The organism is Hyphobacterium indicum (genome assembly GCF_003129605.1).
Classification (GTDB): Bacteria; Pseudomonadota; Alphaproteobacteria; order Caulobacterales; family Maricaulaceae; genus Hyphobacterium; species Hyphobacterium indicum.
The window spans coordinates 171,567-191,644 of the sequence record NZ_QBDX01000004.1 but is presented as its reverse complement, the minus strand read 5'-3'; the positions used below and the strand labels follow the sequence as shown (position 1 = coordinate 191,644).

General features: G+C 62.6%; 20 protein-coding genes. 9 read left to right on the top strand and 11 right to left on the bottom strand.

The genetic code is table 11. From position 1 onward, the window contains the following. Positions 1-144 precede the first annotated feature (144 nt). The 7 genes from DBR16_RS08920 to DBR16_RS08890 all read left to right on the top strand — a co-directional run bounded on the left by DBR16_RS08920 (position 145) and on the right by DBR16_RS08890 (position 9,098). Positions 145-366 (top strand): putative signal transducing protein, encoded by a 222-nt coding sequence (locus DBR16_RS08920; protein WP_109260919.1) that lies wholly within the window; start codon positions 145-147, stop codon positions 364-366. Continuing rightward, on the top strand, positions 359-1,087 hold the full coding sequence (locus DBR16_RS08915; RefSeq protein ID WP_109260918.1) for a tRNA1(Val) (adenine(37)-N6)-methyltransferase: 729 nt from the start codon (positions 359-361) through the stop codon (positions 1,085-1,087). The genes DBR16_RS08920 and DBR16_RS08915 overlap by 8 nt, the downstream gene beginning before the upstream one ends. Positions 1,088-1,299: 212 nt before the next feature. Beyond that, positions 1,300-2,181 carry a glycine--tRNA ligase subunit alpha gene (locus DBR16_RS08910; protein ID WP_109260917.1) on the top strand — a complete coding sequence of 294 codons (882 nt, stop codon included), beginning with the start codon at positions 1,300-1,302 and terminating at the stop codon, positions 2,179-2,181. A gap of 171 nt (positions 2,182-2,352) precedes the next feature. Continuing rightward, positions 2,353-2,946: a glutathione S-transferase family protein gene (locus DBR16_RS08905; RefSeq protein WP_109260916.1), complete on the top strand. Its 594-nt coding sequence runs from the start codon at positions 2,353-2,355 to the stop codon at positions 2,944-2,946. A 12-nt stretch (positions 2,947-2,958) separates the two neighbouring features. Further along, the gene (glyS, locus tag DBR16_RS08900) at positions 2,959-5,337 is read left to right on the top strand and encodes a glycine--tRNA ligase subunit beta (RefSeq protein ID WP_109260915.1); all 2,379 of its coding nucleotides are present in this window, start codon (positions 2,959-2,961) and stop codon (positions 5,335-5,337) included. A 130-nt stretch (positions 5,338-5,467) separates the two neighbouring features. Then, the gene (gene ppdK, locus DBR16_RS08895; protein ID WP_109260914.1) at positions 5,468-8,140 is read left to right on the top strand and encodes a pyruvate, phosphate dikinase; all 2,673 of its coding nucleotides are present in this window, start codon (positions 5,468-5,470) and stop codon (positions 8,138-8,140) included. Between the two features lie 199 nt (positions 8,141-8,339). After that, positions 8,340-9,098, top strand: coding sequence for a cell wall hydrolase (locus DBR16_RS08890; protein ID WP_109260913.1), 759 nt, complete (start codon positions 8,340-8,342; stop codon positions 9,096-9,098). Positions 9,099-9,100: 2 nt separating this feature from the next. On the opposite strand, the gene nadC is transcribed toward DBR16_RS08890, so the two are convergent. The 6 genes from nadC to DBR16_RS08860 form a co-directional block, all read right to left on the bottom strand. After that, positions 9,101-9,946: a carboxylating nicotinate-nucleotide diphosphorylase gene (gene nadC / locus DBR16_RS08885; protein WP_109260912.1), complete on the bottom strand. Its 846-nt coding sequence runs from the start codon at positions 9,944-9,946 to the stop codon at positions 9,101-9,103. Beyond that, the gene (locus DBR16_RS08880; RefSeq protein WP_109260911.1) at positions 9,943-10,224 is read right to left on the bottom strand and encodes a hypothetical protein; all 282 of its coding nucleotides are present in this window, start codon (positions 10,222-10,224) and stop codon (positions 9,943-9,945) included. The genes nadC and DBR16_RS08880 overlap by 4 nt, the downstream gene beginning before the upstream one ends. Next, complete coding sequence (locus DBR16_RS08875; protein WP_109260910.1) at positions 10,221-11,714, bottom strand: L-aspartate oxidase; 1,494 nt, start codon at positions 11,712-11,714, stop codon at positions 10,221-10,223. The genes DBR16_RS08880 and DBR16_RS08875 overlap by 4 nt, the downstream gene beginning before the upstream one ends. A 6-nt stretch (positions 11,715-11,720) precedes the next feature. Further along, entirely contained in the window at positions 11,721-12,845 is a 1,125-nt protein-coding gene (nadA, locus tag DBR16_RS08870) for a quinolinate synthase NadA (RefSeq protein WP_109261812.1), read from the bottom strand. Positions 12,846-13,000: 155 nt separating this feature from the next. Then, positions 13,001-13,954, bottom strand: coding sequence for an NUDIX hydrolase (locus DBR16_RS08865; protein ID WP_109260909.1), 954 nt, complete (start codon positions 13,952-13,954; stop codon positions 13,001-13,003). Further along, the gene (locus DBR16_RS08860; RefSeq protein ID WP_109260908.1) at positions 13,951-14,535 is read right to left on the bottom strand and encodes a YfbR-like 5'-deoxynucleotidase; all 585 of its coding nucleotides are present in this window, start codon (positions 14,533-14,535) and stop codon (positions 13,951-13,953) included. The genes DBR16_RS08865 and DBR16_RS08860 overlap by 4 nt, the downstream gene beginning before the upstream one ends. 150 nt (positions 14,536-14,685) lie before the next feature. On the opposite strand from DBR16_RS08860, the gene DBR16_RS08855 reads away from it, so the two are divergent. Both DBR16_RS08855 and DBR16_RS08850 read left to right on the top strand, forming a co-directional pair. Continuing rightward, positions 14,686-15,528, top strand: coding sequence for a universal stress protein (locus DBR16_RS08855; RefSeq protein WP_109260907.1), 843 nt, complete (start codon positions 14,686-14,688; stop codon positions 15,526-15,528). 53 nt (positions 15,529-15,581) lie between these two features. Beyond that, positions 15,582-15,956 (top strand): hypothetical protein, encoded by a 375-nt coding sequence (locus DBR16_RS08850; RefSeq protein WP_109260906.1) that lies wholly within the window; start codon positions 15,582-15,584, stop codon positions 15,954-15,956. 3 nt (positions 15,957-15,959) lie between these two features. Here the strand turns inward: DBR16_RS08850 and DBR16_RS08845 are convergent, their stop codons facing one another. The 5 genes from DBR16_RS08845 to DBR16_RS08825 are packed head-to-tail and all read right to left on the bottom strand — an operon-like array spanning position 15,960 to position 20,044. Then, on the bottom strand, positions 15,960-16,946 hold the full coding sequence (locus tag DBR16_RS08845; protein WP_109260905.1) for a TolB family protein: 987 nt from the start codon (positions 16,944-16,946) through the stop codon (positions 15,960-15,962). A 9-nt stretch (positions 16,947-16,955) separates the two neighbouring features. Next, positions 16,956-18,074, bottom strand: a complete 1,119-nt coding sequence (locus DBR16_RS08840; RefSeq protein WP_109260904.1) for a beta-ketoacyl-ACP synthase III — start codon at positions 18,072-18,074, stop codon at positions 16,956-16,958. Further along, positions 18,071-19,192 carry a beta-ketoacyl-ACP synthase III gene (locus tag DBR16_RS08835; protein WP_109260903.1) on the bottom strand — a complete coding sequence of 374 codons (1,122 nt, stop codon included), beginning with the start codon at positions 19,190-19,192 and terminating at the stop codon, positions 18,071-18,073. The genes DBR16_RS08840 and DBR16_RS08835 overlap by 4 nt, the downstream gene beginning before the upstream one ends. A gap of 25 nt (positions 19,193-19,217) precedes the next feature. Beyond that, positions 19,218-19,451: a hypothetical protein gene (locus DBR16_RS08830; RefSeq protein ID WP_109260902.1), complete on the bottom strand. Its 234-nt coding sequence runs from the start codon at positions 19,449-19,451 to the stop codon at positions 19,218-19,220. Then, positions 19,451-20,044 (bottom strand): DNA-3-methyladenine glycosylase I, encoded by a 594-nt coding sequence (locus tag DBR16_RS08825; protein ID WP_109260901.1) that lies wholly within the window; start codon positions 20,042-20,044, stop codon positions 19,451-19,453. Before DBR16_RS08825 ends, DBR16_RS08830 begins: the two co-directional genes overlap by 1 nt. Positions 20,045-20,078: the final 34 nt, after the last annotated feature.

Here is a 20,078-nt window from a genome sequence, read left to right as displayed (position 1 = left end):
TGCAATTGCGCTGATATCCAAACCGGTTTCCTTCGACAGCCACGGCCCATTAGACTTGAGAGACAATAGAAACGCGGAGACACTGCCGCAAGCAAGCAACGCTGCGCTGATCGTCGCAGCCGGACAAATGGGAGTGAGCGTTTCGTGATCGAGGTGTTTCGAACCAATAATCCGGTAGAGCTCAATTTCGCCGAGAATGTGCTGCGGCAGGCGGGGCTGGAACCCATTGTTCTGGATAGCGAAACCGCCGGCGCCTATGCTGGCGCGCTGCCCTTCATCAAACGCCGGATCATGGTGATTGACGAGGAGGCGCACCAGGCCCGTTCGGCGCTGAAGGCTGCGTTCGACGATTTGCCCGATGACTGAGCCGGTCACGCTGCTGGACGGCAAGGTCATTGCCCGGCAGTCCGAGGCGGGGTTCCGCTCGGGGCTGGATGCGGTGCTGCTGGGGGCGTCCATCGACATCAAGCCGGAACATGTCGGGCTGGAATTTGGCTGCGGATCGGGTGCGGCGATGCTGGTGGCGGCCTGGCACAACACTGTGAGCCGGTTCCAGGGCTTTGATACGGACGCTGTGATGCTGGGCTTTGCCGACGAGAATATCGCGGCCAATGGCTGGCAGGACCGGATGGTGGCCTTCCAGGCGGATGTCCTCAATCCCGGGCATCTGGGCCTGGTGCACCAGGTATTCTTCAATCCGCCCTATTATGATGATCCGAAAAAGATGGTGCCGCCGAAATTCCAGAAGCAGGCCGCCTATATGGGCCATGGCGTGCCGCTGGAGACCTGGATCCGCCTCGCCAACAAGGTGCTGGTACCGAAAGGCCGGGTCACGCTGATCCATCGCGCCGACCGGCTGGATGACATTCTGTTGCTGATGAAAAAATGGTTCGGCGATGTCGTGGTCAAGCCGGTGGCACCCTATGCCGACCAGCCGGCCAAGCGCATTCTGGTGTCCGCCCGCAAGGGGGTGAACGGGCCGATGAAGCTCCTGCCGCCGCTGGTCCTGCATGATGGTTCCGGCCGGAAATATACCGCAGAGGCGGAGTCCGTCCTGCGCGGGAGCGACCGGATCGAGCTGCGATAGGCCTCTTTCTCCCCCTGCTTGCGGGGGGAGTGTCGCGAAGCGACGAGGGGGGCAATGCCGGTGCCAGCCCCCTCCACCGCTACGCGGTCCCCCTCCCCCGTGAACGGGGGAGGACATCACCGCCATCCTTGCTTGATTGACGGGCCCTGCTTTCCTAGTGTCCGCGCGACTTATCCAGAGCCGGATTCCCGGCTGCCGGGGCCGATATTTCCATGACCAAAAAAGCTGCACCGTCCTTCCAGGAACTGATCCTCCGCCTGCAGGCCTATTGGGGCGGGCAGGGGTGTGCGATTTTGCAGCCCTATGATGTCGAGGTCGGGGCCGGAACCCTGCATCCGGCAACGACCTTGCGTTCGCTGGGGCCGAAGCCGTGGCGCGCCGCCTATGTGCAGCCCTCGCGCCGTCCGGCGGATGGGCGCTATGGCGAAAACCCCAACCGTTTGCAGCATTACTACCAGTTCCAGGTGCTGCTGAAGCCATGCCCGTTCAATCTGCAGGAGCTCTATCTCGGCTCGCTGGATGCCATCGGCATTGACCGCAATCTGCACGATGTCCGCTTTGTCGAGGATGACTGGGAGAACCCCACCGTCGGGGCCTGGGGGCTGGGCTGGGAAGTCTGGTGTGACGGGATGGAAGTCTCGCAATTCACCTATTTCCAGCAGGTCGGCGGGCTGGATGTCGATCTCGTCTCCGGCGAGCTGACCTACGGGCTCGAACGCCTCGCCATGTATGTGCAGGGCGTTGAAAATGTTTACGATCTCGACTTCAATGGCGCGGGCCTGACCTATGGCGATGTCTTCCAGGAAGCCGAGCGGCAATATTCCGCCTTCAATTTCGAGCATGCCGATGTCGAGATGCTGATCTCCTGGTTTGGCGATGCCGAAAAGCAGTGCAAGGCGCTGCTGGCGCTGGAGAAACCCCTGCCGCTGCCAGCTTATGATTACTGCCTGAAAGCCTCGCACCTGTTCAATCTGGTCGATGCGCGCGGCGCGATTTCGGTGGCCGAACGCGCCAGCTGGATTGCGCGGGTGCGCGAGCTCGCCAAGGGCTGCGCGGAAGCGTGGGTCCATTCCGAAGAAGGAGAGGCGGCATGAGGCGGAACTCCGGAATGGTTTTTCCCCTCCCCTTGATGGGGAGGGTGGACGGATCGTCCGATCCGGCCGGGTGGGGTGTGTTTGTCCATTCACCCCTACCGGTCTCGCTTTGCTCGACCACCTCCCCCCTCAAGGGGGAGGGAAAGTGCCGGGCCGCAATGGAGGCCCATCATGGCGCTTGAATTCTATCACAATCCGCAATCGCGGGCGGCGATGACGCACTGGCTGCTCGAAGAGATTGGCTGCGACTACACGATCAGACCCGTCGCCTATGAGGACGGCTCGATGCGGACGCCGGAATTCCTGGCGATCAACCCGATGGGCAAGATCCCGGCAATCAGGGATGGCGAGACCATCGTCACCGAGACGACGGCCATCGCGATCTATCTGGCGGATAAATACAAAACGCCGAACGATCTGGCACCGGCGATTGATGATCCGCGGCGCGGTGAATATCTGCGCTGGATTGCCTATCAGAGCGCGTGCATCGATCCGGCGATGATGCAGGCGGGGCTGAAATTCGAGACCCAGCGCCAGCAGGCCGGTTGGGGCAATGTCGAGCTGGTCATGGATGTGCTCGATCAGCGGCTGGCCAAAGCGGATCCGTATCTGTTCGGTGACTGGTTTACCGCGGCGGACGTGCTGATCGGCGGCGCGCTGGGCTGGGCCATCCAGTTCGGCATGTTCGAGATGCGCCCGGGATTTGAAAACTACCTCAAGGCCGTGCAATCGCGCCCGGCCTTTCAAAAAGTCTTTGCCGGTTAGGACATCACTGACGTGCCCCAGCTTCTGCTTGAATTCTTTTCCGAGGAAATTCCCGCGCGCATGCAACCGCGGGCGGAGCATGAACTCGTCAATCTGTTCGAACAACAAATGAAAGCGCGTGGATTAGACTTCACCGACTGGTGGTCAGTTCAAGCATTCGCTGGGCCGCGTCGGTTGACGCTTGTTGTTGACGATCTTCCCGAGGAAACGGAACCGACCCGCGAGGAGCGCAAGGGCCCGCGCACCGATGCGCCGGAAAAGGCGCTGGAAGGCTTCATGCGCGGGGCCGGGATTGCCAGCCTCGACCAGTGTGAGACGCGGCAGGACAAGAAGGGCGAATTCTACGTCGCGGTGATCGAGAAGCCGGGCGTGAAGACGGCGGATGTGATCGCCTCGGTCGTGCCGGACATTGTGAGGAATTTCCCCTGGCCGAAATCGATGAAGTTTGGCGAAGGCGATAAGACCCAGCGCTGGGTGCGGCCGCTGCAACGCATCGTCTGCCTGTTTGGCGGCGAGGTGGTACCGGTCGAGGTCTTCGGCCTGACCGCCGGCAATGTCACCGAAGGCCATCGCATGCACGGGCCGGGACCGTTCACGGTCAAGGATTTTGCCGATTACAGGGCGCAGCTGGAAGGCGAGGGGCATGTCCTCATTGATCGCGACCGCCGCGAGGAATTGATCCTTGAAGGCGCGAAGACGGTCTGTGCCGCCGCCGGGCTGGAACTGATCGAGGATGATGGATTGCTGATGGAAGTCGCGGGCTTGGTCGAATGGCCGATTCCGCTTCTAGGCCGGATGGACCCGGATTTCCTCGACCTGCCGCCGGAAGTCATCCAGCTGTCGATGAAGACGCACCAGAAATATTTTGCTGTGCGTGACCCCAAGACGGGTGAGCTGGCCCCGAATTTCGTGGTCGTCGCCAATCAGGACGCGCCCGATGGCGGCATGGCCATTGCCGCGGGCAATGCGCGGGTCTTGTCGGCGCGCCTCTCCGATGCCCGGCATTTCTGGGACAATGACCGCAAGACGCCGCTGTCGGATATGGCGGGTGAGCTCTCCAAGGTGACCTTCCACAAGAAGCTGGGCACGGTGGCCGACAAGGTGGAGCGCGTCGCCGCGCTGGCGCGCGAACTGGCGCCTGCCGTTGGCGCTGATCCTGATCTCGCAGAGAAAGCCGCGCGCCTGTCCAAGGCGGACCTGGTTTCGGAAATGGTCTATGAATTTCCCGAACTTCAGGGCGTGATGGGCCGGTATTACGTCATGGAGCAATGGCGCCGTCCCCCCTCCGTCCCGGATCAAGTCCGGGACACCTCCCCCGTAAACGGGGGAGGAAACCAGGAAGGCGCCTTTCCTCCCCCGCCTGCGGGGGAGGGGGACCACGAAGTGGTGGAGGGGGGGCTCGCCGGTCTCTCTGAATCCGAAGCCCAACAGATCGCCGATGCGATCCGTGATCATTACAGGCCGCAGGGCCCGTCCGATGACGTGCCGATCGCGCCGGTCAGTGCCGCCGTTGCGCTCGCCGACAAGCTGGACACGCTGGTCGGCTTTTGGATGATCGATGAAAAGCCAACCGGGTCGAAAGACCCGTTTGCGCTGAGGCGTGCCGCGCTGGGCGTGATCCGGATACTGCTGGCCACATCTTCGCGCGTTGATCTCCGATATTTTGCGATGAGAACCGCAATTCCATTCGGCGTGAAGGAAGAAGCCTCCCTGAGACGCGAGGCCTTTGAAGCTTTTGGAAAAATCTGGTCAGAGAATTGGTTCCGCGAAAGCCGGTTCGATGTCGAGTCAATTACTAGTCAAATTTCAGCTAAGACCAAGTACCTTGGACTAAAATTTGCTCTTCGACCGTTACAGGACGATGGTAATCTTCTCGCCTTCTTCGCGGACCGCCTCAAAGTCCATCTCAAGGATGACGGCATTTCGCACGATGTGATCGATGCCGTTTTTGCCTTGGGCGATGATGATCTGGTGCGGGTGACGAATCGCGCCCGCGCCCTTCAGGGTTTCCTCGATACCGAAGACGGCAAGGCGCTGCTGGCCGGATACAAGCGCGCGGCGAATATATTGCGTGCCGAGGAGAAGACCGACGGCGAGGGCGCGTTCGAAGGCGAGCTCGACAGCGATTATGCGCCTGCCGAGGCCGAGGAAAAGGCGCTGATCGCGGCGCTGGAGCGTGTGCGCCCGGCGGCGGCGAAGGCGGTCGAAGCCGAGGATTTCGAGGGCGCGATGGCGGCCCTGTCGCAAATGCGCGCACCCGTTGATGCCTTCTTTGACAAAGTCACTGTGAACGATAAAGACGGCATGCTGCGCCGCAACAGGCTTCGCCTTCTGGCGATGATCCGGAAAGCGGCGCACACCGTGGCCGATTTCGGCCGCATCGAGGGATAGTTTCCCCTCGTCCTTCGAGGCCCGCTTGCGCGGGCACCTCAGGATGAGGTGAAAAGGAGTTTGGCTCTACCTCTCCTGCGAGATGCATTCGGAACGAATGCCTCGAAGGGGGGAAGACAAAGGGACTGATATGAGCGCGACGAAGTGGGTCTATGCATTCGGTGGCGGTTCCAGCGAGGGCGATGCCAGCCAGCGCGAATTGCTGGGCGGCAAGGGGGCCAATCTCGCCGAGATGGCGCGGCTGGGCCTGCCTGTGCCGCCGGGCTTCACCATCACGACGGCGGTCTGCGTGGCCTATTATGAAAACAACAAAGCCTTTCCCGCCGAGCTGGAAGCGCAGATCGACGCGGCGCTGGCCAATCTGGAAAGCGTGACCGGCAAGGCGTTCGGCGATCCGGGAAATCCGCTGCTCGTCTCGGTGCGCTCGGGCGCGCGCGCCTCCATGCCGGGTATGATGGATACGGTGCTCAATCTGGGTCTCAATGACGAGACGGCGGAGGGGCTGGCGGCACTGTCGGGCGACAAGCGCTTTGCCTATGACAGCTATCGCCGCTTCATCCAGATGTATTCCGATGTCGTGCTGGGCCTCGATCATGCGATTTTCGAGGAGATCCTGGAAACCTTCAAGGAAGAGCGCGACTATGCGCTGGACACCGAATTGTCCGCCGATGACTGGGTGGAGATCGTCGCGGAATACAAGCAGGCCGCCGCCGACGCGCTGGGCCGGGACTTCCCGACCGATCCGCGCGAGCAACTGGCCGGCGCCATCCGCGCCGTGTTCGACAGCTGGATGACGGCGCGGGCGATCAAATACCGCCAGCTGCACGATATTCCCGAAAGCTGGGGCACGGCGGTCAATGTGCAGGCCATGGTGTTCGGCAATATGGGCGAGACCTCGGCGACCGGCGTGGCCTTCACGCGCGATCCCTCGACCGGGCGCAACAGCTATTATGGCGAATTCCTGATCAATGCGCAGGGCGAGGACGTGGTGGCGGGCATCCGCACGCCGCAATGCCTGACGCAGGAGATGCGCGAGGAAATGGGCGATACCCAGCCCTCCATGCAGGAAGCCCTGCCCGACAGCTATAACGAGCTGGCGAAGGTTTTCGACGTGCTGGAGCGTCATTACCGCGACATGCAGGACATCGAATTCACGGTTGAACGTGGCCGCCTGTGGATGCTGCAGACCCGCAATGGCAAGCGCACCGCCAAGGCGGCGCTGAAAATCGCGGTCGACATGGCGGAATCCGGCCTGATCACCGAGGAAGAAGCCATAATGCGTGTCGATCCGGCGCAGCTGGATCAATTGCTGCACCCGACGATTGCCGCCGATGCCCGGCGCGATGTGCTGGCGACCGGCCTGCCGGCTTCTCCCGGTGCGGCCGCCGGTGTGGTGGTGTTTGATTCCGACGATGCCGAAGCGCGCGCCAAGAAAGGCGATCCGGTCATTCTGGTGCGGATCGAGACCAGCCCGGAAGACATTCACGGCATGCATGCCGCCGAAGGCATTGTCACGGCGCGCGGCGGGATGACCTCGCACGCTGCCGTGGTGGCGCGCGGCATGGGACGGCCTTGCGTGTCCGGCGCGGGCTCCATCCGCATCGACTATGCGGCCCGGCAGTTCACGGCAGGCGGGCGTGTCGTGAAGGAAGGCGATTTCATCACCATTGACGGTGCCACCGGCGAAGTGCTGGCCGGTGCGATCGAGATGATCAAGCCGGAGCTGAGCGGCGATTTCGCCCGGCTGATGGAATGGGCCGACAAGGTGCGGCGCATGAAGGTACGCACCAATGCCGAAACGCCCGCCGATGCGCAGACCGCGAAGGATTTCGGCGCGGAAGGCATCGGGCTGTGCCGGACCGAGCACATGTTCTTTGACGCCGACCGCATTGCCGCGGTGCGCGAGATGATCCTGTCGGACGACAAGGAGGGCCGGGTCGCCGCGCTGGCGAAAATCCTGCCCATGCAGCGCGCTGATTTCGAATCCATTTTCCAGATCATGGAGGAGCGTCCCTGCACGATCCGCCTGCTGGACCCGCCGCTGCACGAATTCCTGCCGCATACCGAGGAGGATGTTCACGCCGTTGCCGAAGCCACCGGCCTGTCTGCGGCCGCACTGATGCAACGCGCGGAAGCGCTGGCGGAATCCAACCCCATGCTCGGCCATCGCGGTTGCCGCCTGGGCATTTCCTATCCGGAAATCTACGAGATGCAGGCGCGCGCCATTTTCGAGGCGCAGGTCAATGTCGAGAAGAAGACCGGCATCAAGCCCGTCGCCGAAGTGATGATCCCGCTGGTCGCCATGGCGAAGGAATTGTCGATCCTGAAAGCCGCCGTGGCGCGGATTGCCGATGAAGTGGCCGCCGAGAGCGGAACGGCGCCGGTCTATCTGATCGGGACGATGATCGAGTTGCCGCGCGCCGCGCTGCGGGCAGACGAGATTGCCGGGGATGCGGAATTCTTCTCCTTCGGCACTAATGATCTCACGCAGACCACTTTCGGCCTGTCGCGCGACGACGCCGGCAAGTTCATGCCGGACTATATCGAGCAGGGGATTTTCGAGAAGGATCCCTTCGTGACGCTGGATCAGTCCGGTGTCGGCGATCTGGTGCGCATTGCCGCAGAACGGGGCCGGGCGGCGCGTCCGGGCCTGAAACTGGGCATTTGCGGAGAGCATGGCGGCGACCCGGCCTCGATTCACTTCTGTGATTCGGTGGGGCTCGATTATGTGTCCTGTTCGCCATACCGGGTGCCGATTGCGCGTCTGGCGGCCGCACAGGCCGCCCTCCGGTCCCGGGGCTAAGCGTCTGAATCACAATGGGAAGTCTTGCGGCTGTTGAAATGGCCGGAATAGTAACCCATTTGTAATCGTGACAAATGCTTGACGCCGACTGGCGCTGGCTATAATCGACCGCGCTCCCCGGCGGGTGTCTATTCAGCGAATAGTCATCTTCTCTGGTAATATAGACGCCGGGCTGGAATTAACGCATGACGGGGCTGGAATGACCGCCAAGGCGACGACAGAATTTCCTGCGCGAAAGACGCGCATTGCCAGAATCGCCGGATCGGTTCTGGCTTTTGTGCTGTGCGCTGCGCTGCTGCCTCTGGCGGCCATGCGCGCGGGCTCCCAGGATGACGCGGCCTATTGGCGCGAGCTGGCCAACCGGCATGTCGAAACCGAGGACCTGCTGGGATGGTCTGCCCCCTACGGGCTGCGCGCGGCGTCCCTGACGCTGGCCGCAGACGAGCTTGAGGGCGCACGCGTCCTGATGCGGCCGGTCGGTGTGGATCTGCGGACCTTTGATGCCACTCATATTGATCGCGCCCGCTTCAGTGCGGCGGAGATCAATTGTCTGGCCGAAGCCATTTATTACGAGGCCCGCGGCGAAAGCTTCACGGGTCAGGCCGCAGTGGCGGAAGTCATCATGAACCGCGTCAATCACCGGGTCTATCCGGACACGATTTGCGGTGTGGTCTATGAGGGCTCTGAACGTGTCACCGGCTGCCAGTTCAGCTTTACCTGCGATGGCTCGATGACCCGCGCGCCGCGCGGCCGCGCCTGGCGCCGGTCACAACTGGTGGCCGAACATGTCGCCATCGGCTTTGCACCACCGCGCACCCGCCGTGCAACGCATTACCATACGACGGCGGTTGATCCGCACTGGAATGATTCGCTGGTGCAGACCGGACAGATCGGCACCCACATCTTCTACCGCTTCCCGAGCCGCCGCGAACGCGCCGAGCTGGAACGCGACCTCTAGCGTCAGACAGCGTCCAGACCAAAATCGAAATTGGTGGCGGAGTGCGTCAGCGCGCCGACGGAGATGATGTCGACGCCGGTTCCGGCAATGTCACCCACGGTTTCCAGGGTGACGCCGCCCGAGGCTTCCAGCCGCAAACGGCCCGCCGCCTGCACCACGGCGGCGCGTAAATCCTCCAGCGTGAAATTGTCCAGCAGGACGACGTCGGCGCCCGCCTTCATCACCCCGGCGAGATCTTCCAGCCGGTCGATCTCGCAAGAGATCCGCAGCATATGACCGGCCTGTTCGCGCGCGGCGCGGACGGCGGCGGCCGGGCTGCCGGCAATGGCGGCATGATTGTCCTTGATCAGGATGGCATCTGACAGATTGTAGCGGTGCGGTGACCCGCCACCGGCGCGCACGGCCTGTATCTCGAAGGCCCGCAGGCCCGGCGTGGTCTTGCGGGTATGGACGATTTTCGCCTTTGTCCCGACCACGGCATCGACATAGCGGCGTGTCAGCGTGGCGATGCCGCTCATCCGGCCGAGAAAATTCAGCGCCGTGCGTTCGGCCAGCATGATGGCGCGCACTGGTCCATCAACACTCATCACCGTTTCGCCGGGCTCAACCGGGTCGCCGTCATTGGCGAGAACATCCAGTGACAGGTCCGCACCGGCCTGGATGAAGGCTTCCATGGCGGGCTGCAGGCCGCAGACCAGTCCATTGCTGCGGGCGCGGATTTCAAAGCGCGCCTTCCGGTCTGCCGGAATGACAGCCAGCGAGGTGACATCCCCGGCACCGGTGATGTCTTCGGCAAAGGCGCGCTGGACCGCATCGCGGACAATATCATGGGGCAGGGGCGGTATCATTCGGCGGCGACCAGTCTGGCTTCGAGAACAGGATTGAGCCGGGTGTCGATAGCGCGTGCGGCGGTTTGTGGCCAGTCCTCGCGGTAATGTCCGCCGCGGCTCTCGGTGCGGGCGAGAGCCGCCTGCGCGATCATCCCGGCTACGCGGATTTCAAAGCGCGCCTTCCGGTCTGCCGGAATGACAGCCAGCGAGGTGACATCCCCGGCACCGGTGATGTCTTCGGCAAAGGCGCGCTGGACCGCATCGCGGACAATATCATGGGGCAGGGGCGGTATCATTCGGCGGCGACCAGTCTGGCTTCGAGAACAGGATTGAGCCGGGTGTCGATAGCGCGTGCGGCGGTTTGTGGCCAGTCCTCGCGGTAATGTCCGCCGCGGCTCTCGGTGCGGGCGAGAGCCGCCTGCGCGATCATCCCGGCAACGCGGATTTCATTGGCGTCGCCATAACGCGCCTGCAAGCGGCCGATGCGGCTGATCAGATCGCGCAGGCCGGCCTCATTGCGGGTCACGCCGGCCAGATCGCTCATGGCGCGCCGCAGTCCGTTAAGGGCGATGCGCGGCAGGACGGGGGGCTCGCTCGCGGGCAGGGGGGTGAAGCGGGGGCGTGTCGCCGACCGGAGCGCCTTTGCCGCCCGGTGACCGAAGACCAGACCTTCCGCCAGCGAGTTGGAGGCGAGGCGGTTGGCCCCGTGCAGGCCATTACACGCACATTCCCCGACGGCCCAGAGGCCGCCGATTGTCGTGCGCCCGTCAATGTCCGTGGCGATCCCGCCCATCGTGTAGTGCGCCGCAGGGGCGACCGGAATGGGGTTGCGGCGCGGATCAATTCCGGCTGCCATACAGGCGGCAAACACGCCGGGAAAGGCGTCCGGAAATCTTTCGCCGACGGCGCGCCTTGCATCCAGATAGGCGCCGCCGCCTGTCTGCAAGGCGCGGTGCACGGCGCGGGCGACAATATCGCGGGCGGCGAGGTCCTGGCCGGCCGTGATGGAGCGGCCCGTCTGATCCACCAGAACCGCCCCGTCACCGCGCAGGGCTTCGGTGGCCAGCGGCAGCGGGTCGGCGCCGGTGCAGATGGCGGTGGGGTGAAACTGGACAAATTCCGGATTGCGGATTTCACCGCCGAGGCGCGCCACCATGGCCATGGCCTGTCCCCGGGCCCCGCGCGGGCTGGTCGTATCGGCGAACAGGCCGCCATAGCCGCCGGTTGCCAGCACGGTCTGACGGGCAGTGATGGTCTGGCGGTCTCCCGCGGGTGTCCGGGCCACGACCCCGGCGCAGCCGCCATCCGTGGCCGGCAGGAGGGCGGTGGCGTACCAGCCCTCGCGGAGGGTGATGTGCGGGGCCGCCCGGACTTCGCGGATCAGGGTTTCCAGGATGAGGGCTCCGGCCTGATCGCCCTTGATATGGGCGATGCGCGGAAAACTGTGTGCGGCTTCCAGCCCCATGGCGAGTTGCCCGTCCGCGTCTTCCTCAAAAGGCACGCCGAGCGCGCGAAGGGCTTTGATCTCCCCGGAAATACCCGACGCCAGCGCGCGCGCAGCCTCCGGGCGGGTCAGCCCGGCCCCTGCCGCCAGCGTGTCCTGCCTGTGTGCATCGGCACTGTCGCCCGGACCGGCGGCCACGGCGACACCGCCCTGCGCCCAGCCTGTGGCGGCCCCTTTCCCCAGCGGCGCGCCGGTCAACAGGATGACGGGCTGCGGCGCCAATTTCAGCGCCGTCCAGAGCCCGGCAATGCCGGCCCCGATGATGAGGATGGGACGGGGCATCTGTTGCTAGACCAGTTCCACCTCGACCGGGGCGCGGTCCTTGTCGAATTGTGCCGGGCTGTCGGGCTTTGGCAGGTCCAGCATGCGCTGGATCGAGATGCGGGCGCGTGCGGCGGTTGTCTCGTCGACCTCGACCTCATGCCGGTTATAGCGCAGTGCATCATAGATATTCTGCAAGGTGATCCGCTTCATGTGCGGGCAGAGATTGCAGGGGCGGACAAATTTCACGCCGGGATTTTCAATGGCGACATTGTCACTCATCGAGCATTCGGTGAGCAGTACGACCTTGGCCGGCTGATTATTCTTCACATAAGCCGCCATGCCCGCTGTCGAACCGGCATAGTCTGCGGCCCGCACGACATCGACCGGGCTTTCCGGGTGGGTGAGCACGACGACGCCGGGATGGCCTTCGCGTAGAGCCTCGACATCTTCGGCGGTGAAGCGCTCATGGACTTCGCACGCGCCTTTCCATGTCAGGATGCGGATATCGGTGTTGGCCGCGACATTGCGGGCGAGGAATTCGTCGGGGATGAGAATGACGGTATCCGTGCCCCATTCCTTCGCGGCCCATTCCACCACCTGGACGGCATTGCCGGAAGTGCAGCAGACATCGGCCTCGGCTTTCACCGCGGCGGAGGTGTTGACGTAAGTGACAATCGGATAGTCCGGATATTTCGCCTTGATGGCGGCGACGTCCTCGCCGGTGATGCTTTCCGCCAGCGAACAGCCGGCGCGCATGTCGGGGATCAGGACGGTCTTGTCCGGACACATGATCTTGGCGGTTTCGGCCATGAAGTGGACGCCGGCCTGGACGATGATGTCCTCTTCCACATCTGCGGCCATGCGGGCCAGCGCCAGGCTGTCGCCGGAGAGATCGCCGACGCAGTTGAAGATTTCCGGCGTCATGTAGTTGTGGGCCAGAATGATCGCGCCGCGTTCCTTCTTCAGCCGGTTGATGGCGGCAATCAGCGGCGCATATACGGGCCATTCATCGGGCAGGATCACATCCTTGACGCGTTCATAGAGATGATCGGTCTCCGCCTTGACGTCGTCATCATAAACCAGCGCGGCGTCAGCGGATGTATCGGCCGATCCTGAGTCGCAATGCCAGTTGGGGCGGGTCCAGTCCATGCGATCCATGACGATCTCTCCCTTTATGCTCAAAATGAGCATTTGTGAGGCCTGAAGAAAGACGGCCAGATGAGTTGACCGCCTTTTGCTCTTATTGAGCCTAAATAGGCCGCGTCCGTGCTGGCGTCAACCGGTGGCGTCAGAACCGGCCGGACTTACCGGGAGCGGGGAATGGCAATACCGGTGGCCTGTCCGTCGCGCAGGACTTCGCGGCGATAGCGGAAGAGTTCGGCCGGGCGGCCGCCGGTACGCGCCAGCATCCTGCCGGTACCCTCGACAAAGCCGGTGCGGTCAAGGGCGCGGCGGAAATTCTGCTTGTGGAGGGGGAAGCCGACAATGCCCTCCACGACCTGTTGCAGGCGCGACAGGGTGAAAGTGTCGGGCATCAGTTCGAAGACTACGGGGCGGTATTTGATCTTGCCGCGCAGGCGGCTGATGGCGGTGGCGACGATCCGCCGGTGGTCAGAGGCCATGGAGCGGCTGACCGGCGGCATGCCCTGAGCCTCCTTGCGGTCACGCGCCGCCTCGGCAATCAGACCCGAGCTGTAGAGCAGTTCATAGCGGTCAAGACAGCGCTCCTCGTTCCAGGCGCGGCCATCGAGACCGAATGTGCTGCGGGCGCGGTCGCGGCGGGCGGCGCGGCGGCCGTCGGTCTCGGCTTCGTCGATCCAGCGGCGCAGTGCCGGCTCGATCTGCCCTTCAAGGATGGCGGGTTTGCCGGCGCGCCAGTCCTCCCACGGAAAATAATGGTACCAGTTGTGCCATTCACCGCCGCCCGAGGGCAGGTCAGCCGCTTCCGGTGTCAGGGCCAGATAGCCGATGGATATGATCCTCGCCTCATCCGAGGACGGCAGGTCCGCCAGCGGTGCCTCGCGGCCCCGGTCGCCGAAGGTGTAGAGCTGCTCGACATAGCCAAGCTGGAAATGGGCCTGCTCGCTCACCCATTCCCGCAAGCCGATCTCGAATGTCCGGTGGCGCGCCGGATCAAACGGGCCAAAAGGCAGGGCGGGCTCGTTGCTGCCGCGCGGGACGACCAGGACCTGGGGCGCCTCCAGTCCCGCCGCCATGACGACGGCATTCAGGCCGACAGCGACAGGAGGAATACTCATGCGGACCGCCGTTTCCGGGCGGGCTCGATATCCGCCATCAATGCATGGAAGCGGTCCATGAACAGGGCCTGTGCCTTGTTGGCGGGAACGGGCCGGATTTCCAGATCAATCTGAGACGGTACAGGACCGAAAAACTGCCGCGCCTCCTTTTCGCCGAAACCGGCGATCTGGACCGCTTCCAGATGGGCGCAGATCCGGTCTGCGCGCTTGATCCTGCGCTTGATATCGGCCGGGGTTTTCGGCGGCAGGCCGAAACGGATATGGACGGCGGCTTCCAGCCGGTCCTCGAATTCCCGGTAATTATAGCCCAGCGCGGCCTTGAACGGGCTGATCATATCGCCGATTACATATTCCGATGAATCATGCAGCAGCGCCGCCAGATACCAGCGGCGGTCGAGCCGGGGATAGAGCGTGCGGACTATGCGCTCGACAATCACACTGTGTTCGGCGACCGAGAAGGCATAAGCGCCGCGGGTCTGGCCATTCCACCGCGCAACGCGCGCCAGACCATGGGCAATATCATCAATTTCCACATCCAGCGGAGACGGATCCAGCAAATCCAGCCGCCGCCCGGAAAGCATACGTTGCCAGGCCCGCGGGGGGACACCCTTTGCGTGTGAGCGCTTTTGCAATTCCCTTTATCCTTGTTCCGTCACAGGCTATTAAGTCTGTCACTTCCTAGCCCTGATCCTTTCGAGATCAACCCTGTCTGATAGAAGCCGGAGACCAGCATGGCCAAAGAGCGGATCATCGTCACTCTGCAAGGAGATGATTACGACCTTATCCCCGCGCGCGCGGCGGCACGGCTGGCGGCGCGTTTTGATGCGACGCTGGATGCCGTGTTGCTGGAGCCGGATCCCAGCGATTTCATGATGTGGGCAGGGCCGAGCGGTGCGGCGGCCTCTGTCATGGCGGGAGCATTGAGCTCGATCCAGACGGAATCGGACAAGAGCGCGGAAAATGCCAAAAACACCTTCATAGACGCGCTTGAATATGCCGAGTTGACCGCGGTCCGCGGCCGCTTTCTGCGCATATCCGATCAACCCGCCGATGCCGCGGCTGAAACCCGCCTGTCACGCCTGGTCGTCACCTCGCATTATGCCGCCTCGGGAAACGGGCCACTGGCCGATCTGGTGACCGCCATCCTGATCGACGAGCAAACGCCGATCTATATCTGCCGCGAAACGGATGAATTGCCGCAAAGTGTCGCCATCGCCTGGGACGGATCCCGCGAAGCGGCGCGCGCCATCTATGCCGGAGCGCCCCTGATTGCGTCGGCCCAGGAAGTGCGCATCCTCCAGTCGGAGCGCGGGCTGGAATACCGGGACCGGCGCGCAGCATCGATTGACCGGCTCTTTGACTGGTTGTCGGTACGCGGCAAACGGTCGGACATGATCAATCTTGACCAGTATGAGGGGAGTGTCGGCGAAAGGCTGTTACAGGGGTCGGAAGGCCATGATCTTCTTGTGGCCGGTGCCTATGGCCATTCGCGGCTCAGGGAATTCGTGTTCGGCGGGGTCACGCGGACACTTCTGTCTGCGTCAGATGGTCCTGCGATGCTGCTTGCCCATTGACGGTGAGGGTGTTTAATTCCCTCATATAAATATGGAAATTCAAGGAGGCCTGTATGGCGCTGTCCCGAGTTGTGATGAGACTGACCCGAAATCCGGGCACCCGCCACCCTGATGGCGACGACCATCGCGGCTATACCATTGTGGCACCGCTGGATTCGTCGGGACATCTCGATCTCGAATTGTGGCGGGCCAACAAGCAGGACTGCACTGTGCTGCGGTTTTCCCCCGATGAGGATGAAAAGGCCGATGGCTGGCTGACGCATCGCGGAAGCCACTGGTATTTCCGGTATGACGAGGAAGATGAGGGGCCGGATGAACCGATCTACCGGCTGGGCGATCATGCATTGCGGCTGGGAGAATACCTCACCATCCACGAGGCGGATGGCGAGGACCTGACCTACAAGATCACCGAAGTCGTCAAGCTCTGACGTCTATTCTTCCACGACGATGGCGAGCTGTCCGGCATCCGGCGACACGGCGAGCCGGGAAATGCCGTTCAGGTTCAATGCCGCCAGATCAGCCACTGGCTGCCAACTGTCGTGCGATACGCGGTAAAACAGGGTGCCATCCGAAACCGTCAGCCAGGCCCGTTCCCCCTCAGGATTGGTGAAAACCGCATAGTCCTCGGTTGTTCCCGGCAGGCGGAAGACCGGCGTGATGGCGGAATCGTCAAAACCGAACTGATTGATGGTGTAGCCGCCGTCCGGATGTTCCAGCGTGAAATAGGCCGACTGGCCATCCGGGGCCGTATAAAGGGCGCGGCCGATACCGGTGGTCACTTCTTCTTCGATGCCAAGGTCCAGGCCGATCCAGCGCAGGCTGAACGGATCGGTCAGTGCAAACAGCAACATGCGGGATTGATCTCCCGACAGGGCATAATATCCGGCAGGGCCATAATCATGGACCGGCCCGGCCGTGCCGCCGTCCAGCGCCTGGCGGTAGACCTGTCCGCCATAACCGCCGGGGGCCTGATGGATGTAGGTGATCGAGCGGCCATCCGGCGACGGGCGCGGTGAATACTCGCTCTCGCCGGGCGTATTGGTGACGTTGCGCACCTCGCCCGCCGCATTCCGGTAATGAATGTCGGTCTGGCTGCCAGCCGTCTCGCTGGTGAAGTAGAAACCGCCCTGATCATCAAAAGCCGGCTGGTTGTCGTAAAGGCCGGCATCCGTGACAATCTGATGGCCGGCAATGGCGGGCAGGCCGTCATTCCATTCCAGGCTGGCGAGCACGATATCTGTCTCCGGAAGGCCCTCGGCATCGTCTGCAGCCGCCGTGCTTTCCGGCGTTTCATCTGCCGGGGCGGGCGCTGCGTCTTGCGACGGAGTGCCGGGCTCTGCCGGTGTGCCGGAAGGCGCATTGCAGGCGGACAGCATCAAGGCGGCCAGTCCTGCGGTCCAGATGAATTCCTGTTTCATGCCCTGTCCCTATCTTTTCTGGATTATGGCCGCGCCACAGCCATAACCGGCGCCGAAGGCACACATGAGTCCCCGTTCGCCGGCGGCCATATCGTCGGAGTGCATACCGAAGGTCATCAGCACGCTGGATGACGACGTGTTGCCGTACTCGTTCAGGATGATGGGCGCGACATCGGCCGTCGGTTCGCGGTCGAGGGCTTTCTTGGCCACCGCCTGAACAATGCGGATATTGGCCTGGTGCAGCCAGGCGCGGCGGATGTCATGTGGCTGATAGCCGAGGTCCGCAATCAGTTTCGACGATACGCCGGAGGCCATGGGGATGACATCCCGGAAAACGCGGTGGCCATCCTGATCGACGAAGGCTTCAAACGGCTCATCGTCCTCGAATTCGGTGTGGTTCATGAAGCCGAAATCGGACCGCAATGCGTTCGACCATTTTGTTTCCAGCCGCACGCCCTGTAATTCCCACCCCCCCGGCTCACGGTCACCCGCCTCCAGCAATACTGCAGCAGCTGCATCGCCAAAGATGAAATGAACCTCGCGGCGGCGGTAATGATTGATGGCACTCATGATTTCCGGGCAAACGATCAGAATGGCCTCGGCCTGGCCCGTGCGGATCAGTTCACGCGCCTGCTGCATGGCAAAGATCGCTGCCGCACACGCCATGGTCATGTCGAAGGCCCAGCCGCGTGTCATGCCCAGCGCATTCTGGATTTCAACAGAAACCCCGGGAAAATTGCGTTGCTGCGCCGAGGAGGCGACGATCACGCCATCAAGGTCCGCAGCCGTGCGGCCCGCCTTCTCCAGCGCCTTTTTTGCGGCTGAAAGACCGAATTCGGCCTGGAAGGCGAGGGCATCCTTTTCACGGTGCGGAATGCGCGGGCGCATCCGGTCAATATCCATCAGGCCGGCCTTGTCGACGACATGGCGATTGAGAATGCCGGACGCCTGTTCGATGAATTTTTCGCTGGAATGGGGAATGGCTGCGAGGGACCCGGCCGCAATCGCCTCGGCGTTTTCGGCGTTGAACCGGTCCGCATAGGCGTTGAATATCTCAACCAGCTCCTCATTGGAAATACTGGCTTCCGGCACGGTCCAGCCGACCGATCGAATGACGCAATCTCTCATGCCGCTCGTTTCTCCACGATCACAGAGCCTATCGAATATCCTGCGCCGAAGGAACACAGGAGACCTTTTTCGCCTGCCGTAAAACCGTCTGCATGCCGGTGAAATGCCACGAGGGAGCCGGCACCCGCGGTATTGGCGAATTCATCGAGTATGACAGGCGCTTCTTCAACGGTGAACTCCCGGTCGAACACTTTCCGGGCGATCATCATGTTCATGTTGATATTGGCCTGGTGCAGCCACAACCGCTTCATATCCGCCGCCGACAGGTCATTGGCCGCCAGCTGATCGAGGATCAATTCGGCGACCAAGGGGCAGACTTCCTTGAAGACGCGGCGGCCTTCCTGCGTGAAATAGCGGTCTTCGAAGGCCGGTTCCGGGCTCTCGCAGGCATTCAGGAATCCGAAATTCGAACGGATATTATTGGAATAGACCGTCTTCATGCGGGTATCGAGAATGGCCCAGCCATCCTCCGACATGTCATCCCGCTCGATCAGCAGCGCGACGGCGACATCACCAAAGATGAAATGGCTGTCGCGGTCGCGGAAATTCAGTTGCGGCGTGGTGATTTCCGGTGTCACCAGAAGGATGGAATTGGCCTGTCCGATGCGGATGGCATTGATGGCATTGATCAGGCCGAATGTGCCGGACGAGCAGGCCACGCTCATGTCATAGCCGAAACCGTCAATGCCCAGCGCGTGCTGAATCTCGATGGCGATGCAGGGATAGGTGCGCTGCATGGTCGTGGCCGAGCAGATGACGCCGTCGATATCCTTCGGGTCCCGCCCGGCGCGCTCCAGCGCTTCACGGGCCGCGGCCAGACCGGCTTCCGCCATGACCGAGATTTCCGAATCGTCCCGGCGGCGCACTTCAGGGCGCATGCGGTCAATGTCGAGCACGCCGGCCTTGTCGATCGAATAGCGCGACCGGATGCCGGACGCCTTCTCGATGAAGCCGGATGAGGAGGGCGATTTGGGCTCGACAGTTCCTGCGGCAATGGCATCGGCATTCTCGCCATTCCATTTCTCGACCCAGGCATTGTAGCAGGCCACCAGTTCATCATTGCTGACACTGTCGGGCGGGGTCCAGAGACCGGAAGAGCGGATGACCGCATTTATCATGGAAAATGTCCGTTCCGTTTCGGCGCTATTCGTTTCCGAATACCGGGTTTTCGGTTTGACGTTCGATCTCGCCGGTGCGGGGATTCTCGCAGACCCATTCGCCGCGGCCTGCCGGATCCGACGGGCGGGCGAGCCGGCAATCAACCTCGCCCAGTTCCTGCGCGGTCAGATCGTCTTCATCGCGCTCGGGCGGCCAGTTGAGGGTGGAACATCCGGCAAGCGCCGTCAGGGATAGTATGGCAATCAATCCGCGAAACATCAGCTTTCTCCCATTTTCCGAACCACCGGATGGCGCGGGCAGGCGGCCAGGTGATCATTGACCATGCCAACGGCCTGCATGAAGGCATAAACGATAACAGGTCCGCAGAATTTGAAACCCCGCTTCTTCAGGTCTTTGGCGATGGCTTCGCTCAGAGGCGTTTTTGCGGGCACTTCCGCCATGCTCTGCCAGTCATTCTGAAGGGGCTTTCCTCCCGTGAAGGACCAGAGGTATTCGGAGAAGTCCTCGCCCCGTTCGTCCATATCCAGAAAGATGCGGGCTCCGCCAATGGCGGCATTGATCTTGGCGCCAGACCGGATGATGCCCGGATTGGCCAACAGGCGGTCCATGTCGGCATCACCATAGGCGGCCACTTTTACAGGATCGAAATGATCAAAGGCTTCGCGGATCGTCTCGCGTTTGCGCAAGATGGTGATCCAGGCCAGCCCTGCCTGCATGCCGTCAAGCACGAGCTTTTCCCAGAGGGCGCGCGAATCGTATTCCGGAACGCCCCATTCGGCATCATGGTAGGCCGCATAGAGCGGGTCATGATCCGGTGCCCAGGGGCAGCGCGTCAACTGAGTAGCCGTCATGCTCCCGCTTTAGACCGCGCCTGCCCCCTTGGCG